Origin of the sequence: Chitinibacter sp. GC72 (assembly GCF_009760905.1) — a bacterium.
Lineage (GTDB): Bacteria > Pseudomonadota > Gammaproteobacteria > Burkholderiales > Chitinibacteraceae > Chitinibacter.
The window spans coordinates 106,277-119,934 of the sequence record NZ_VIRW01000006.1; the positions used below are offsets into that span (position 1 = coordinate 106,277).

Annotated in this window: 18 protein-coding genes; all 18 read right to left on the reverse strand. The window is 55.0% G+C overall.

The genetic code is table 11. From position 1 onward, the window contains the following. Nucleotides 1-56: 56 nt before the first annotated feature. The 18 genes from FLS37_RS07765 to FLS37_RS07850 all read right to left on the reverse strand — a co-directional run bounded on the left by FLS37_RS07765 (nt 57) and on the right by FLS37_RS07850 (nt 13,655). Nucleotides 57-2,072, reverse strand: a complete 2,016-nt coding sequence (locus FLS37_RS07765) for a prohead protease/major capsid protein fusion protein (RefSeq protein WP_157669293.1) — start codon at nt 2,070-2,072, stop codon at nt 57-59. A 25-nt stretch (nt 2,073-2,097) separates the two neighbouring features. After that, nucleotides 2,098-3,552: a phage portal protein gene (locus FLS37_RS07770; protein ID WP_157669294.1), complete on the reverse strand. Its 1,455-nt coding sequence runs from the start codon at nt 3,550-3,552 to the stop codon at nt 2,098-2,100. Then, nucleotides 3,539-3,715, reverse strand: a complete 177-nt coding sequence (locus tag FLS37_RS07775; RefSeq protein WP_157669295.1) for a hypothetical protein — start codon at nt 3,713-3,715, stop codon at nt 3,539-3,541. Before FLS37_RS07775 ends, FLS37_RS07770 begins: the two co-directional genes overlap by 14 nt. 2 nt (nt 3,716-3,717) lie before the next feature. Then, nucleotides 3,718-3,924, reverse strand: a complete 207-nt coding sequence (locus FLS37_RS07780) for a phage head-tail joining protein (RefSeq protein ID WP_157669296.1) — start codon at nt 3,922-3,924, stop codon at nt 3,718-3,720. After that, nucleotides 3,924-4,112, reverse strand: coding sequence for a hypothetical protein (locus FLS37_RS07785; RefSeq protein ID WP_157669297.1), 189 nt, complete (start codon nt 4,110-4,112; stop codon nt 3,924-3,926). Before FLS37_RS07785 ends, FLS37_RS07780 begins: the two co-directional genes overlap by 1 nt. A gap of 3 nt (nt 4,113-4,115) precedes the next feature. Continuing rightward, the gene (locus FLS37_RS07790; RefSeq protein ID WP_157669298.1) at nt 4,116-6,122 is read right to left on the reverse strand and encodes a phage terminase large subunit family protein; all 2,007 of its coding nucleotides are present in this window, start codon (nt 6,120-6,122) and stop codon (nt 4,116-4,118) included. A gap of 6 nt (nt 6,123-6,128) precedes the next feature. Continuing rightward, nucleotides 6,129-6,707, reverse strand: coding sequence for a hypothetical protein (locus FLS37_RS07795; protein ID WP_157669299.1), 579 nt, complete (start codon nt 6,705-6,707; stop codon nt 6,129-6,131). A 172-nt stretch (nt 6,708-6,879) separates the two neighbouring features. Then, nucleotides 6,880-7,656, reverse strand: coding sequence for a hypothetical protein (locus tag FLS37_RS07800; RefSeq protein ID WP_157669300.1), 777 nt, complete (start codon nt 7,654-7,656; stop codon nt 6,880-6,882). 250 nt (nt 7,657-7,906) lie between these two features. Beyond that, on the reverse strand, nt 7,907-8,377 hold the full coding sequence (locus tag FLS37_RS07805; protein ID WP_157669301.1) for a hypothetical protein: 471 nt from the start codon (nt 8,375-8,377) through the stop codon (nt 7,907-7,909). Between the two features lie 71 nt (nt 8,378-8,448). After that, nucleotides 8,449-8,622 carry a hypothetical protein gene (locus FLS37_RS07810; RefSeq protein ID WP_157669302.1) on the reverse strand — a complete coding sequence of 58 codons (174 nt, stop codon included), beginning with the start codon at nt 8,620-8,622 and terminating at the stop codon, nt 8,449-8,451. A gap of 156 nt (nt 8,623-8,778) precedes the next feature. Next, nucleotides 8,779-9,252: a hypothetical protein gene (locus FLS37_RS07815; RefSeq protein WP_157669303.1), complete on the reverse strand. Its 474-nt coding sequence runs from the start codon at nt 9,250-9,252 to the stop codon at nt 8,779-8,781. A gap of 138 nt (nt 9,253-9,390) precedes the next feature. Further along, on the reverse strand, nt 9,391-9,588 hold the full coding sequence (locus tag FLS37_RS07820; RefSeq protein WP_157669304.1) for a hypothetical protein: 198 nt from the start codon (nt 9,586-9,588) through the stop codon (nt 9,391-9,393). Between the two features lie 258 nt (nt 9,589-9,846). Continuing rightward, nucleotides 9,847-12,111: a VapE domain-containing protein gene (locus tag FLS37_RS07825; protein WP_157669305.1), complete on the reverse strand. Its 2,265-nt coding sequence runs from the start codon at nt 12,109-12,111 to the stop codon at nt 9,847-9,849. Beyond that, on the reverse strand, nt 12,111-12,395 hold the full coding sequence (locus FLS37_RS07830; RefSeq protein WP_157669306.1) for a hypothetical protein: 285 nt from the start codon (nt 12,393-12,395) through the stop codon (nt 12,111-12,113). Before FLS37_RS07830 ends, FLS37_RS07825 begins: the two co-directional genes overlap by 1 nt. A 247-nt stretch (nt 12,396-12,642) precedes the next feature. Further along, nucleotides 12,643-12,834: a hypothetical protein gene (locus tag FLS37_RS07835; RefSeq protein ID WP_157669307.1), complete on the reverse strand. Its 192-nt coding sequence runs from the start codon at nt 12,832-12,834 to the stop codon at nt 12,643-12,645. Continuing rightward, a complete protein-coding gene (locus FLS37_RS07840; RefSeq protein WP_157669308.1) occupies nt 12,831-13,034 on the reverse strand; it encodes a hypothetical protein in 204 nt (67 codons plus the stop codon). The genes FLS37_RS07835 and FLS37_RS07840 overlap by 4 nt, the downstream gene beginning before the upstream one ends. Then, the gene (locus FLS37_RS07845) at nt 13,024-13,197 is read right to left on the reverse strand and encodes a hypothetical protein (protein WP_157669309.1); all 174 of its coding nucleotides are present in this window, start codon (nt 13,195-13,197) and stop codon (nt 13,024-13,026) included. Before FLS37_RS07845 ends, FLS37_RS07840 begins: the two co-directional genes overlap by 11 nt. Continuing rightward, a complete protein-coding gene (locus tag FLS37_RS07850; RefSeq protein WP_157669310.1) occupies nt 13,197-13,655 on the reverse strand; it encodes a phage regulatory CII family protein in 459 nt (152 codons plus the stop codon). Before FLS37_RS07850 ends, FLS37_RS07845 begins: the two co-directional genes overlap by 1 nt. Nucleotides 13,656-13,658: the final 3 nt, after the last annotated feature.

Consider the following 13,658-nt stretch of genomic DNA (forward strand, 5'->3'; position numbering starts at 1 on the left):
CAATATCCTTGAGTAGAAATAAACAAGCCCACCGAAGTGGGCTGATTCATGCGCGATTAAGCGCCGACGTTACGGGTAATCCAGCGGTAATCACCAAGGCCCACACCCACATCGAGGCGCGCTTTAATCTCGATGCCATCGACGTTGAAGCCTTCGCGCGTTTCGGTGTAGAGGCCTTCCTGACCTTCGAGATAGGCAATCTCGATGGTGTCGGTACGGGCTGGGCCGGAGGCCAGATAGAACGATTTATTGTTGGCGTTATCCAGGCGCGCCTCGAAAATCGGCGTGTAGGCATTCTGGAATACGTTCACATCGCCGGTTTTGGCCGCGGCCACCGCGGTCAGTAGCTTTTGCGCCGTCGTCATTTGTGCCACTGGGCAGAGCAGGAAATTACCCTGCAGATTCATCGGCTTGCCCGATTCGTTTTTCTGCAGCGCCAATAGCTGGCGCAATTCAGACAACGTGGCCTCGGAAAGTGAGCCACCCGCGCCAGCAACGTTACCGTGGTCGGCGTGGAACAGAGATTTGCCATCCATCATCGTTGGATTACCGGTAATCAAGCCCCAGACCAGATCGCTTTCCAGATCGGCCGCTTCTTGCGCGAAAAAGCGCGGAATGCGGCTGAACGCATCCAGATCATCGTTGATGATGGTTTTGCGGGTGATGGCGATGATCTTGCCGTAGGTCTCAACCGCGTATTTTTCACCGCTATCAGACAGCTTGCCGTACTTGTATTCGCCGTGTTCACCGACTTTTTCCAGCTTGAGCTGACCACCCATGCGGACAATGTACTTGTCTTTGAAATCGGTAGCGGTAGCACGATTAACCAGCGGCCAGAAGGTCTGGCCTGCTGCTTCGTAGTGCTCACGCAGGCTGCGATTGATGGTGGCGGCGGTGATAAAGCCAAAATCACTGCTACTGTGCATACCTGCCGCGCGGGTTTGATTGAGCGCGAGCGCGGCGATCTCATCGACGGTCAGGCCACGGGTATTGCCGCCAGCCGCTTCCACGCAGGCGCGCGCCATATCCGACAGGCGCATACCACGATATTGACGAGCATTATCCGACAGCGCTTTGCTCGGGTCGGCACGATGCGCCAAGGCTTCCTGCATGCCTGCGCGGCGGGTTTCGGTTTCATCGACCGTGGTTTGCACATGCGGTGTGCGCGTTGGGTTTTTCTCGCTACGCGCGGCCAGCTGCTTGATGATTTCGGTATTGGCATCAGCAACACTGGCACCACGCTCGACCAGATCATCGGCAATAGCCGCATCCAAGCCTGCCGAGCGCACATTGGCGCGAATCTCTGCGGAACGCTGACGCTCTTCCTGCTTAGCCGCTTCACGAATCGCGGTTTGCTCTGCGGCCAATTGTTCTGGGGTTTTATCCATGATTTCCTCATTACGTTGTGATTCAAGATCGGCGGATGCCGGAGGGTTTACTGCGTTTTCGCCCTTGGGTGGGCGCTCATCAGGTCCGGCATCCGCCGCACGCTGGATGATTTCAATGTCTACGGGAAACTCCCGTAGCTGCTGATCGGGCTTGGGTGGCGGCTCGCAGCGCACGGCGCAACCCACATCAGCCGGAATCGGCACCAGACTGATTTCGTAGGGCGTCCAGCGCGTGGCGGTGTAAGTCCAGTTGCCTTCTTCGTCCTGCTCCATGCGCACCCGGTTGATCACGTAGCCAACCGAAACATGGCGAATGATCTGGTCCTGAATGTCTTGCCACAGGCCGGTGCGGTCTTCACGCTTGGAAAACTTAACTTCGGCCAGCCCTTCTGCCTCATCAAGCCAGGCGCGTTGGGTTGAGCCCAACACCGATTCAAGCGACCAGCTGTAATGCGAATTGAGCAGCGGCGCACCCGCATTCAGCCGGGTCATATCAATGGCATCCGGCGAGACATCAAGCACTTCGGTGTAATAGCGCTCGCGATACCAGTCGTAACGCCGCACCGCGGCGCCCGTGGTCCAGCACAATGTCAAATTGCGCTGATCACCATCGACGCTAAGCACCGGCGCGGATCGGGTGGCGAGTGGCAGGGTGTTGGCTTGTGTCGTATTGCTTTGCGACATACCCACTCCAATAAAAAACCCCGCACTAGGCGGGGTTGTTAGGTTGATCTGGCTCGGCCGCTGATTCGGCAATCGGCACGCCGCCATAATTGAGCGTAATGCCTGCGGCTTTGGCCAGATTGTGTGTGGCGACGATCTTGGCCCATTGGGTTTTCGGATCCAGACCGCGACCAATCTGCAGGTCGGTCAGGTCATACACGCCCGCTGCGGCCAGCATCAGCTCACCTTTGGCGTCTTTGACCGGATCGACGTATTCCCAGCGCGGCGTAAACCATTCGACCGTGATCTTGGCTGGGGCTTTAATCTTGCCGCTGAGCTTGGCCAGCAATAGCCAGCGGTCGGCAATCGGCGTTAAAAACAGCGGCACAAACATCAACCAGCGCCACTGCTCGGTGAGCGCCCGAAAATCGATCAGCCCAATCCGTGCCGAGCTGTAATTGACTTGCGAGAGATCGCCAGTGGTCATTTCATACGTTGAGCCCGCGCCTGCCGATGCCGCCCGCAACTGGCGGCGGCTGAATTCACCATCACCGGATGGCGTTGGGTGGCCGAATTCGACGCTTTCACCCGGCTTGAGGTATTCAATCTGCCCCGGCGCCACGCGGCTTTTGCGTGGACCACCCCCTTTGCCATCATCGGTTTGCTGCCCGAGCGCTCGGCTAGCGTCGGAAGTCGTCACAAAGGCGGTAAAGCAGGCCTCGATTTTTTTGCGGACGATTTCGGCGTCTTCGTAATCATCCAGATCACGCAGCTTCATAATCACCGGCGCCAGGCGCGGCATGCCGCGTACTTGCCCTGGGCGTTTCTTGCGAAACACCAGCAACACATCGGCGGCATCGACCCGCTTGGCCTGCATGGATTTGAACAGCCGCCCCACTTCGCCGGGGTGACGGTCAAACAGCCAGTAAGCAACCACTTTGCCAATCGAGTTAAATTCGACGCCGTTGATAATGTAGCCACCGCCCGCCAGATCTTCGGTCTTGAGGTGATCGAGGTGATCTGGCTCCAGCAACTGAATCTGCAGTGGCACCTCCATGCCGTCTTCGGGGCGGCGGGTGCGCAAGCGCACAATGACCTCACCCGATTCTTCAATCGTGCGGGCAGCCAGCTCTTGCAGACCGTTGAAATCCAGCCCGTCTTCAGCGCTGGCGACTTTCATCCAGCGCTTCCACAACTCATTGACGCCATCGTCCGACCAGCGCGCATTGATGCCGGTGCCGATGGCATGCGCGACAAATTTGTCGAAGATGCTCACCGCATACGGGTTATTGCGCGCCAGATCGCGGCTACGCTCGCGAATCTTTGGGGCTGATGCGCTGATTTCGGCGTTAGCCGAGCCGCCCGTGGTGTTCCAGCCCGAGGTGCGCCGCCCCGATTTTGCGCCCTCGTAAGCGCGCACTTGCTGCAAGGCCTGCCGAGCCGCAAAGCGATCTAGCCCAGCACGCGGCAAGAAGTAGCCAATAACGTTATCGAGCCACATGACGACGCGCCTTTAACTGATTACGGCGCTTTCTGGCCGCACGCTTGAACGTTGCCGCACCAGAACGGCGCGACGAGCCAAGCGGGTAACCAGCTGGCACTTGGAACACCGGCAAAGCGCCGCGAAATGCGAAGGCCATGGCGGCCAGAATGCGCATGAACATGGTTAATCCCTCGAAAATTCGGCCACGGCCGAGGTCGGTGTATAAAACTGAGCGTTTTGCGCGGCCAATTGACTTACAAGATCAGCGCGCGCCAGCAGCAGGGCTTGGGTACTTTGGTAGCGAATGCGCTTGCCGTCGTATTCGACTTCCAGCTCACCGCTGGCAATCGTGGCGTTCAGCGCATCGAGCTGGGCTTGAGTGGCGGCCATCAGTCTTTACCTACCTCATCAGCCATTTTCATTGCCTGATCAAACGCCTTACCGACTCGCTGAGCCGTATATGGCTTTGATTGGTCAGTTAGCGACCCACCTAGCGTCACCACATCAGCGACCACGGCAACAGGTACTACCGCTACATTCACCGCAACAGAGACAGCGCGATTCAAAAGCCCGAACATGATTTATCTCTCCAACCAGTCATCGCCCCGACCCGCGAGCCAGTCGGTTTCTGGCTCGCTATTCTCGGCGGCATTAAAAAACCCGCCATCGGGCGGGTTGCTTGGGGTTATTTCTTTGGGTATATCTTTCTGAACTAATTCTCTATTGCCTTCTGGCTCAATACCCTGACTAGGTAATGCGGCAAATAAATCGCCAACTCTCGGCTGCAATAGGTTTTCCAGCTGCATCCAGTCGGCTTCACGGCTGGCGTGAATCCGAATATCAGGGTGCAGCGCGGCGGCGTAACCATACACCCAGGTATCGAGCGCTTCATTGCGGCGGCCGCGTCGTTTGACCCAGCGGTTTTTCTCGGGGTCGTAGGCTTCTGCGGTGAGCTGCTTGTAGTAATCCTCGCCTAGATCAATCGAGAAATGCACCTTGCGGCGCGTGATCTCGATTTCTGCGTCGGCTTTCAGGCGCTCACTGAGCGTAGACTTGGCGGTATCGACCCCGACAAGCCACAGCTGCACGCCTTGCTTGTGCATTTGCCCTTTGTAATCGACATCTTGCAAGCTGGGCTTGCCGAGGATGGCTTTATTGGGCGTTGAGCTGCCTTTAATTGCAAATACGCGCTCGTGCTGCCATTTCCGGCAATAGTTGTAAACGTCATGCGTGTGATGCCCCCCTGAGTCGATGGCCGTGGCCATGATGCGCATTGGGATGCCGAACTGGTTGTAAATAGCGCGCTGGCGGTATTCGGTGAGCTTGTCCCATGTTTCATCGAGTGTTGGGCTGCCGTGAATGATGTGGTAATCGATCACCCAGTTAGCTTCATCACGACCCCAGCCGAGCAGCTGCAGCTCCAAGCGGTCATCTTGCGTATCGACACCGAGCGTGAGCAGCAAGCAGCCGACCGGAATGGTGCGGAATTTGAACGGCTCTGCGCGGGCTTTGAGCTCATCGGCATCAAGCGCGCCGCGGCGGTCTTCCCAAGTTTCGCCCAAGCAGGTGTTTACAAAGCGCTTGAGCTCGACCACATCGCCTTGCGCGTGCAGCCATTGCTGCGCCCGTTCCCGCCATGTACGCCCTAGCCCCAGCGGCGAATACAGCGAATTGATGTGATAGCCTCGGGTGGTGCGCTCAGGGTATTTGGCGACCCACTGCCCGGCGGCCAGCATCTTGGGCTTTTCGTGCTCTTCAATGTGGCAGCCACATTCGCGGCAGATGTACCAAGCGCGGTCTACTTCACCCGCGGCATTTTGCGACCAGCGCAGATTGCCCCATTCCAGATGCTGCATTTCGCCGCAATGCGGGCATGGCACATGGTAGCGGCGCTGATCTGAGCGCTCGTATTCAACTTCGATCCGGCTGGCGCCCTTGATGGTGGGCGTTGAAACCAGCAGTACTTTACGGCGCGGGAAGTTGTTGGTCCGCTCTTCAGCCAGACCAACCGGATCACCCTCGCCGTCCAGATCGCCCGGATAGGCATCGACTTCATCGAGGCCAAGGTATTTCACCGGCATCGAGCGCAGGCTGGCAGCGGAATTGCCACCGGCTAGCCGCAAAATACCGCCGGGGAATTCTTTGAGCAGCGCTTTGTTTTTCTTGTCGCGGCTTTGCTGGGCAAATTTTTTGGACAGCGAAGGCGACGCAGAGAGCATATTGCTCAAGCGCTGCTGACTCAGCAGCTCGGACACTTCAATGGTCGGCTCGACCACGAGCATGGGGCCGCCGTAGCGATCCATCACCGCACCGATCCAGTTGATCAGCGCTTCGGTACCCGCCACCTGCGTGGACTTGATAAATACCGTGCGCTCAACATCCGACCATGGGCTGAGGTTGTCCATGATCTCGCGCATAAACGGCACGCGATCGGTACGCCACAAGCCCGGCTCACTGGTCTCTGATTCGGTCAGTACGCGATTTTCATCAGCCCACTGGCTGACCGAGACCCGAGGCGGACGACGCAATCCGGCCGCCCAAGCTTCGCATGCGATCTTGTAGGCATCGGGCAGGTCGTGTGGGTTCATGGTGGCTTATGATTTTTTGGCCGCGCTAATCGTGGCGGGCAACTGCTCGGTGTTACGAACCAGCTCATCAAGCATGCGGGCACCTTCATCATCGAGCAGTTGGTAAATAATCTTTGGATCAGACTCTGCTGCCAGCACTGGCGCGATACGATCAGGCAAGCGCTCGATAGCGGCGCGAAAAGCAGCAGCCAGATCGGTGATGGCCTGCATCACGATATTGATATCGACCAGCTGGCCCAGCCGCTGGCGCTCATCGAGCTCAGCAATATTCGCCAAGTGGGTTTCGCGCTTGGCACGGGCAACTTGGTAGTCATACTCAAGCACCAGATCAGGCGGCATGATTGCATCGCCTTCCTGATACTTTGGAGGGTCGGGCAAATCCCCTCGCTGATCGGCCCAACGCTCTTTCACGCCCTGCTTGCTTGGGTCGGCGGTCTTTTCCAGCTGCAAAAGCGTAGCATCAACATCAATCAGCTTGCCGCAAGGGGCAAAAACCAGCCGACCCTTCTTACCCAGCTCAGTCACATAACTTGGCGACCAGCCCATCAGGGCAGCAAATTCGCCCTTTTTGGCTAGCGTAGTCATAGTAAAAACCTATCATTTCAGTGACTTAAGTAAGACTGAATTTCAGTAACTTTCAACCCCAGCGCCTAGCGCGAGATCGGGGTTCGAATTACCCGTGCCACGGAGGGCTAGGAAGGACCCGTGAGCCTTACAAAATCGACTAAGGATGGGGCAATGCCGTCAGACTGCCCCATCACGAGCCGAACGCCCTTGAGAATTCGTGTTCGAAATGTCGATCAACGGCTCTTTGACCAACACCATCAATATCCAGTCGGCGCTGATAGACAGCAGGACGAACAAAGGCAAGCACCATGCGGGTTTTCCATCCAAGCCCCCCTTGAATACCCTGATAAATCCCAGGAGGAAGTCTCTGTTTGTTGCCCGGCAACATCACAAAGAACGTTCCATTGCGGCGCTTGTTAGCCGCAATCACCTTCTCTTTTTTACTGGTGTTCGAATAGCCAGGCATCAGCTCCGTGCCAAGCTGGCTAATCACCTTCATGATAAAGCCCCGGCTAATGTTGCCGTACGCATCCAAGGGTGCGCCTCTAGCGGGAACAACTTGATACCCAGAAGGCAAAGCCCCCCTAGCTTGCAAAGCCAATTCAAAACGCTTCATGTGCCGCAGCCCACCAGTCGCCTGAACCGCAATCCAATGCCCAGCAGCACCCGCATCCTGAAACTCAACCGACGCCGACAGATTCGTTCGACCAGACTTGATCTGATAAGAATTGCCACTCGCATCGCTGCGGGTCTGCGGACCACCTTGATAAGTAGCGCCACGCACCCGCATCGAGTTCAAAGTAAACCGGGTTGGCCGATCAAAGACGCGCCGCATCTCCGCTTGCGCCTCAGCTTTGGCGTGGTAGGCCGTCTTGGTCATCGCAATCGCCGTGCACCGCAACACCTTCCTCTCAAGCTGAGCCCCCAACTGTTTTATCTGCTGCTGATCAATCTTGATCGTAATCATCACAGCACCTCAAAGGGTTTGAAACAGGAGCCAGCGGCTGCGCACTCAAGCGATTATCGACCCACGGGTCAGGCCAGCCAGCGAAACGATTGCAAGCATCTGCATTGAAAGCCGCCCTGCGTGCGTTGCCTTGAGATTGGGAGGAAGGCAAAGCTGTTCAGAGCCACACAGCGGCGGCCATCAATACAAACGCAAAAGCCCCACCACATTGCTGCAGCAGGGCTCATTAATTTCCACATTTCAAATGTGATTAACCAAGATCTTTAAGCAAAGATTTTAATTGTCGCAACTTACCCAACTCATCACCAACCGCCGACAACTGAGCATCAACCTCAATCGAAATTGACTCAATCTCTTCAGCCACGGAGGTCAATGTCGTGACCAAGCCAGCAAGACGCAAAGATAACTTTTCAACCTTCTCAGACTTCACCGCCATATTCTCAACCTCAGGACTTGAAGAAACTTTTAAACTGCCCAGCCCACCTACAACCTTCACCCGAACAAATGCGCCACGTGTCGGCTCTCGCACCAACCCATTCTCCACCAGAGAAGAAAGACAACCGTCAATCACACGAGCATCAGTCGAGGTCTTCGTCACCCTGCGAATTTCTTGAGTAATAAGCGCTTTTGACCATGCATCACCAATAGGCACTGCGTCATAAACCTTGCGAGCAATATTTGATAACCCACGATAAATCGATTCAAACCTCGCTCGTTGCATACAAACCCCTTAAACGCAAAAGCCCCGCACCGTCACCGATGCAGGGCTTCTCTCACTAAACAATCAATTATTTATTCAGCAACCAACTCTGAAACAGTAAACCAATCCTTCTTCTGCTCACCTGTCGCAGCCAAATATGAAACCTGAATAAAATCACCACTATCAACGTACTGAGCAACCCCAACCACGCAGCCGCGCTCACCTGACAAAGCCAATTTCACTGGGTCCTTCAACTGAAAAGCCATGCACACCTCATCGTTTAGTTACGGCCCGCCGCCGCTAGCATCAAATTTTAGGCAATAAAAAACCCGCCTCACTGGGCGGGTTATTCATCTGAACGCAACTTTGTTCACGATAGCTGAATCGTACAACACGGTAAAAATTGGCGTCAACACCTTTTTTTAAATATTTGCCGCCTCCTGCACCACAAAACGCCCACGAACCCCAGCGCCCAGCGGCAACTTCACCGCACCTTGCTTCATCTGTTGCCAGTGATGTGCAAAGCGATGCACCGCCGCATTACGCCGATAATTCAACGTCTGCTTGCTCAAACCCAAATACGCTGCCTTATCAACCATATCACCATAAGTCAGGTACACCAGCGCCAAGACCTCGCGGTCAGATGAATTCGGCAACTTGCGAATCAACCGATCAGTCGCCTCAAGATCGGCACGTTGAAACACATACGACCGATCATCAATCCCGGTAATCCGCACCTGGTACACAAACCCACTGGGCAACATATCAAGACAAGCACCACCACCCAGCGACTCACCATACTTAGCCTGAGCAAAACCACCCGAGCTTTCAAACTCCAACTCCTTCAAACGAGCCAAAGCTTTCAACTGCGCATCAAAGTTTACTAATAACTGCATATTGCCTCCCGTCAATACCCCACGGAGGCCACCACGCTACTAAGGTCTTTGCCCTAGTGCTTTGTATTTACGACTATTCTACCCCAAAAACAAAACACCCCGAAGGGCGCTGGGTAAGTAGTCGCGTTTAAAATGGGACTACCCTAAACCACTTATCACCCCAGAGCTTGCTGCTGTGTGATAGTCCTGAGCACAAACCTGAATGAATGCAGCCAGAACAGCCGGATTATTCTTGGCATAACCCTCGCCAAACTCGCAATCAATCATCCGAACCGCACTCACCAAATAATAATGCGCGGTCTCTGTTGCCTGTTTCATTGCCTGCTCGCCTGTCATTTTAGTCTCCAAAGGTGATTCAATTTATCTGTCCACTGTTTGTCTGGGGTTTGTCCAAGGCCAAAAGCATCTAAACCCGCGTAAACACTAGCTTTGTCTACCTTGTCTACCTTGTCCAAGGTAATAATATATATTACACACCCGCGTGTGCGCGTACGGGGACGCAAAACAACCATAGACACGGTAGACAACCTAGACAAACCCAACAAACGCAAGGCTTTGCTTGAATTTGTCACGGTAGACAACCATAGACAAACCCTAGACACAATCGCTTTCTGGGCGGATAAATACCCACGGACGATAATTACTGCCTGCAACAGCAGAACCCCGCCGCTTATGCCATTTCAAGCGCTTCATTATTTTCCCCACCCGCTGCTCGTGCCGCTCCATGATCTTGTCTTGCGAAAAGCCAATTGCACCTATCAATATCTGATTGGTGGTCGCTTTATTGATCGGGCCTGTCATACCCTCATAGTCATTCGACTTCCCGCGACCATCCAGCCAGCGCGTAATCGGCTCAATCCACGAATCCGACAACTGCCGCGCATCACGCTCGAACTCAAGCTCCTCCATTACCCCTTCGGAGTAAACCCACCACTTATGCTTTGCACGATAAAGCGCCACCGCCTCAGCCCAATACTGATCCCGATTAGCCTCAATCAATGGCAAATCACCAATCTGCATAGCCTTAATTGGAATAAACCGCCGCCCGCCAGTTGGGTCATTCAACCATTCATCATCATTCGTTGTTCCCAAAAATACGCACTCGCGATCCTGCTCCATTGGGTGCCGATCATACGGCGCGCGGAATTTATCGGTACGCCGCGAGATCGCCAACTTCACCGCAGTCCAATCCTGCGCACGGCGGAATGAATTCATTTCACCAATTTCAATCCCCCACTTACCCTGCAAGCACAAATAAAAATCTTTTCCAGACGGATCCTCTGACTGCTCAAGATAAAATCTGGGCGAAAACAAACCACGAATCGCCGTCGATTTTTGCGCGCCTTGCGGCCCTTCAAGCACGATCATTTCATCTACCTTGCACCCAGGCTGATAAATCCGCGCCACCGCCGCCACCATAAAATTCTGACCCGCCTCCCCCGCATACGACTCCAGCGACCCAAACACATCATTAAAAATATGTGCCAAGCGAGAAACACCATCCCAGCGCAGCGAATCCAAATACTCCCGCACAGGGTGAAACGAGCAATCCTGCCCCACAGCCAACACAGCACGATCAACCACACTCGAATCTTTCAAATCTAAGTCGTACCGCTTTTGCAACCACATCAGCGTCTTGGTCGTATCGACATCAGACCACGCCCCCACTTCGCCACCAAAATACGGCGGCGATTTTAACTTCTCAATTCGTTTTGCAAATCGGTTGTAGGCAATCACCCCGCGCCACGCCAAATCGTGCATCAAAATCAAATGCACATTGTAAAGCACAGCCTTATATGTCCCGGTCTTTGGATTCACCACCAATTCATCTAGCCAATCATCCTGCTCGACCGGCATACCCTCTTCTACCCTACCTTCGGCTTGCGCAGGCAGCGGCTCTTGCACCGGCTCTGCGCAAGCCCAGTGTTGCGTAGAAATGCTTTTTTGATAACCCGGCTCACGTCGAGCAGGCCGCCAGCCTGCATCAGTCGCGGCACGGTAAATCTTCCCCACACCGATACTGCTCAAATTGGTAAACGACTGCCACTTACGATACAAAGAATCAGAGCCGCCATACTTCGCCGACTTAGCCGACCAGCGATCCCACAAAGCAAAGCCAGACTCACCCAGCCCTGCTTTCAACGCCATGCCCACATCCACCCACAGGTGATAGTCCTCGCAATCAACATGCGACAAAGCCCCCTCAAGTCGCTGCGGGTCAAGCTCGTCATTCACTGCTTGTACCCCACCATGGGCTACCGCAACGGGTTGAACTTTGGGCAAATTTGAAGGGGGATTAACCTTGCCCTTGACCACATCGTACAAACGCTGCAACACCTCTGCACGGATCGGCATGACTGGCAGCGGGTCTGGATGGTAGGAATTACCCGTCATCGTAAAAAATTGACGCCCGCAGAAAACCTCAACACCCACGCCATTATCTTTAAAGGTCTTGGTCTCACCCTCAACAATAATATGCACGCCCGTGCCGCTCGGGCTCCATTCGGTATACGAGCCGCACGCCTTGATAATCCCCTCGGCACGATCCTTGCGCTCACCCTCCTCACCAAATGCGGCATCAATATCAATACCGATCAGGCCATCACCAGGCAAAAACGCAAAACCAAGGCCGCTAAATCGGCCAGCAGCCACCGCTGATTGCGCCTCAGCATATGTCACCAGCGCAGCACGATCACCGTCATCACCCTGCGTACCCGCACGACGGCGACCATTGGCGTAATACGGCATTTTGCGCGGTTTTTTACCCGCCTCACCATCCTCAAATCGCCAAACCAACCACTGCTTACGGTCGGTCAATTCAGCGGGAAAAGACGTAGAAGATCGAACTGGATCACCCATCACGCCGCACCCCCTTGACGCACCACGCTGGGCTGCAGGGTGATGGCTTTGGCCTGCTCGATGCAGCCTTCCACCGCCCACAGGGCATTGGCGATGATTTCGTTGTTGTACTGAACATCACCCGAGCCATTAAACTGGCCCTGCAACATCACCACAATCGCCTCAGCGCGCAGCAAAGCACAATAGAGGGCATCAACTTCAATACGAGATACAGCGGGGTTTGGAACGAAATACTGCTCGGGGGTACAAAATAAATCAGACGGATTTTGGGCTGTGTTCAGCATGATGGGCGCTCCTTGGCGAGACTTAGAGCCACCCACATTCTTTCGACGGAATAGGGGTGGGCGAGAGAGTTCGAAACACGTACCAAGCCGTGCGGACGCCCTCACGGAACGCCCCTCCTCGCCCATTGATCTTTGACGGGCAAAAGAAAGCCGCGCTTTGCAGACAAGGGCGCGGATACTGCTTGGTATTGGTGTTTCGAGCACCGTGCCAGCAGTATAGCGCCGTTTTATTGTGGAAATCAAACCTTCAATCACGCCCCTTCTCCCAATGCTCACGGCACACCATCGCCGCCTCTTTTGCTGTCGCCAAATTAAACGCCAGCCACTTATCTACCGGATGCCATGCCGCATACGTCGGCACACCATCGCTAAAATGCTTCACCAGCCGATACCCTTGTTCGCTTGCAGCGTAATACGGGGTCACTGGCTCAAATTTCACCGCTTACCCGCCCGCTTCATCGCCATCATCAGCTGCCGATCCCGCTTGCGCTGCATCATGCGGATATGCTCCGGGTCAGCTTTCTTTTGGGCATCACGGATCAGCTTGGCGCTCATCGCCAGGGTCACGCGCTTTTCGCGTTCCAGATTGGCGTAGGCCTGATCAAACGTGGGGTCTTTGTAAACGGAACTAGGCATCATTCATCGCCTTCAAATTCATCAGCAGCAGCGCGCATACTTTTTTGGCTTGCTGCTTTTTCTCACTCGGCTTCACCTTGCCCACCAGCCACGCCGATTTATTCAGCTGCACCTGCACAAAGCTCATGTGCGGCGCAAACATCGGCCTCGGCTTGGCGCGGCTCATTACTGCGCCATGCCTTCAAGGCGAATCAGCAAGGTATTCAGCGCGGCCTGCATGCGGTACACCTCGCTGCGCACCTTCTGCACCTCGCAGTGCTGCACCACCCCATCGGCCAGCGTATCGTCCACCGCCTTGCCCACATCACCATTCGCCCGCCACACCCGCGTCACCAGCTCCAACACCGCCAGATCACACGCCGGCGCATCGCGATCCACCGCCGCCGCCACAAAGCCATGATTCGCGCACAGCGCATGGATCACCCCGTAATCACCGGTAATCGCCATCAGGGTATCGAGCTCAATCACATTCAATTTGTGCGTGGCCTGATTCGGGTTCACCTTATTGCGCAGCGTAGACGCCCCACAATCAACCCCAGCCTTACCCATTGCCGCGCTCAGCGCCTCGCTACCACCGGGGAATTGATGCACCAACTGATACATCGCCATCGCTAAAGTCGTCATCAC

Bases quoted from the DNA above. Each gene is read 5' to 3' on its own strand.
- FLS37_RS07765 (WP_157669293.1), bottom strand. From the start codon at position 2,072: ATGTCGCAAAGCAATACGACACAAGCCAACACCCTGCCACTCGCCACC.
- FLS37_RS07770 (WP_157669294.1), bottom strand. From the start codon at position 3,552: ATGTGGCTCGATAACGTTATTGGCTACTTCTTGCCGCGTGCTGGGCTA.
- FLS37_RS07775 (WP_157669295.1), bottom strand. From the start codon at position 3,715: ATGTTCATGCGCATTCTGGCCGCCATGGCCTTCGCATTTCGCGGCGCT.
- FLS37_RS07780 (WP_157669296.1), bottom strand. From the start codon at position 3,924: ATGGCCGCCACTCAAGCCCAGCTCGATGCGCTGAACGCCACGATTGCC.
- FLS37_RS07785 (WP_157669297.1), bottom strand. From the start codon at position 4,112: ATGTTCGGGCTTTTGAATCGCGCTGTCTCTGTTGCGGTGAATGTAGCG.
- FLS37_RS07790 (WP_157669298.1), bottom strand. From the start codon at position 6,122: ATGAACCCACACGACCTGCCCGATGCCTACAAGATCGCATGCGAAGCT.
- FLS37_RS07795 (WP_157669299.1), bottom strand. From the start codon at position 6,707: ATGACTACGCTAGCCAAAAAGGGCGAATTTGCTGCCCTGATGGGCTGG.
- FLS37_RS07800 (WP_157669300.1), bottom strand. From the start codon at position 7,656: ATGATTACGATCAAGATTGATCAGCAGCAGATAAAACAGTTGGGGGCT.
- FLS37_RS07805 (WP_157669301.1), bottom strand. From the start codon at position 8,377: ATGCAACGAGCGAGGTTTGAATCGATTTATCGTGGGTTATCAAATATT.
- FLS37_RS07810 (WP_157669302.1), bottom strand. From the start codon at position 8,622: ATGGCTTTTCAGTTGAAGGACCCAGTGAAATTGGCTTTGTCAGGTGAG.
- FLS37_RS07815 (WP_157669303.1), bottom strand. From the start codon at position 9,252: ATGCAGTTATTAGTAAACTTTGATGCGCAGTTGAAAGCTTTGGCTCGT.
- FLS37_RS07820 (WP_157669304.1), bottom strand. From the start codon at position 9,588: ATGACAGGCGAGCAGGCAATGAAACAGGCAACAGAGACCGCGCATTAT.
- FLS37_RS07825 (WP_157669305.1), bottom strand. From the start codon at position 12,111: ATGGGTGATCCAGTTCGATCTTCTACGTCTTTTCCCGCTGAATTGACC.
- FLS37_RS07830 (WP_157669306.1), bottom strand. From the start codon at position 12,395: ATGCTGAACACAGCCCAAAATCCGTCTGATTTATTTTGTACCCCCGAG.
- FLS37_RS07840 (WP_157669308.1), bottom strand. From the start codon at position 13,034: ATGATGCCTAGTTCCGTTTACAAAGACCCCACGTTTGATCAGGCCTAC.
- FLS37_RS07845 (WP_157669309.1), bottom strand. From the start codon at position 13,197: ATGAGCCGCGCCAAGCCGAGGCCGATGTTTGCGCCGCACATGAGCTTT.
- FLS37_RS07850 (WP_157669310.1), bottom strand. From the start codon at position 13,655: ATGACGACTTTAGCGATGGCGATGTATCAGTTGGTGCATCAATTCCCC.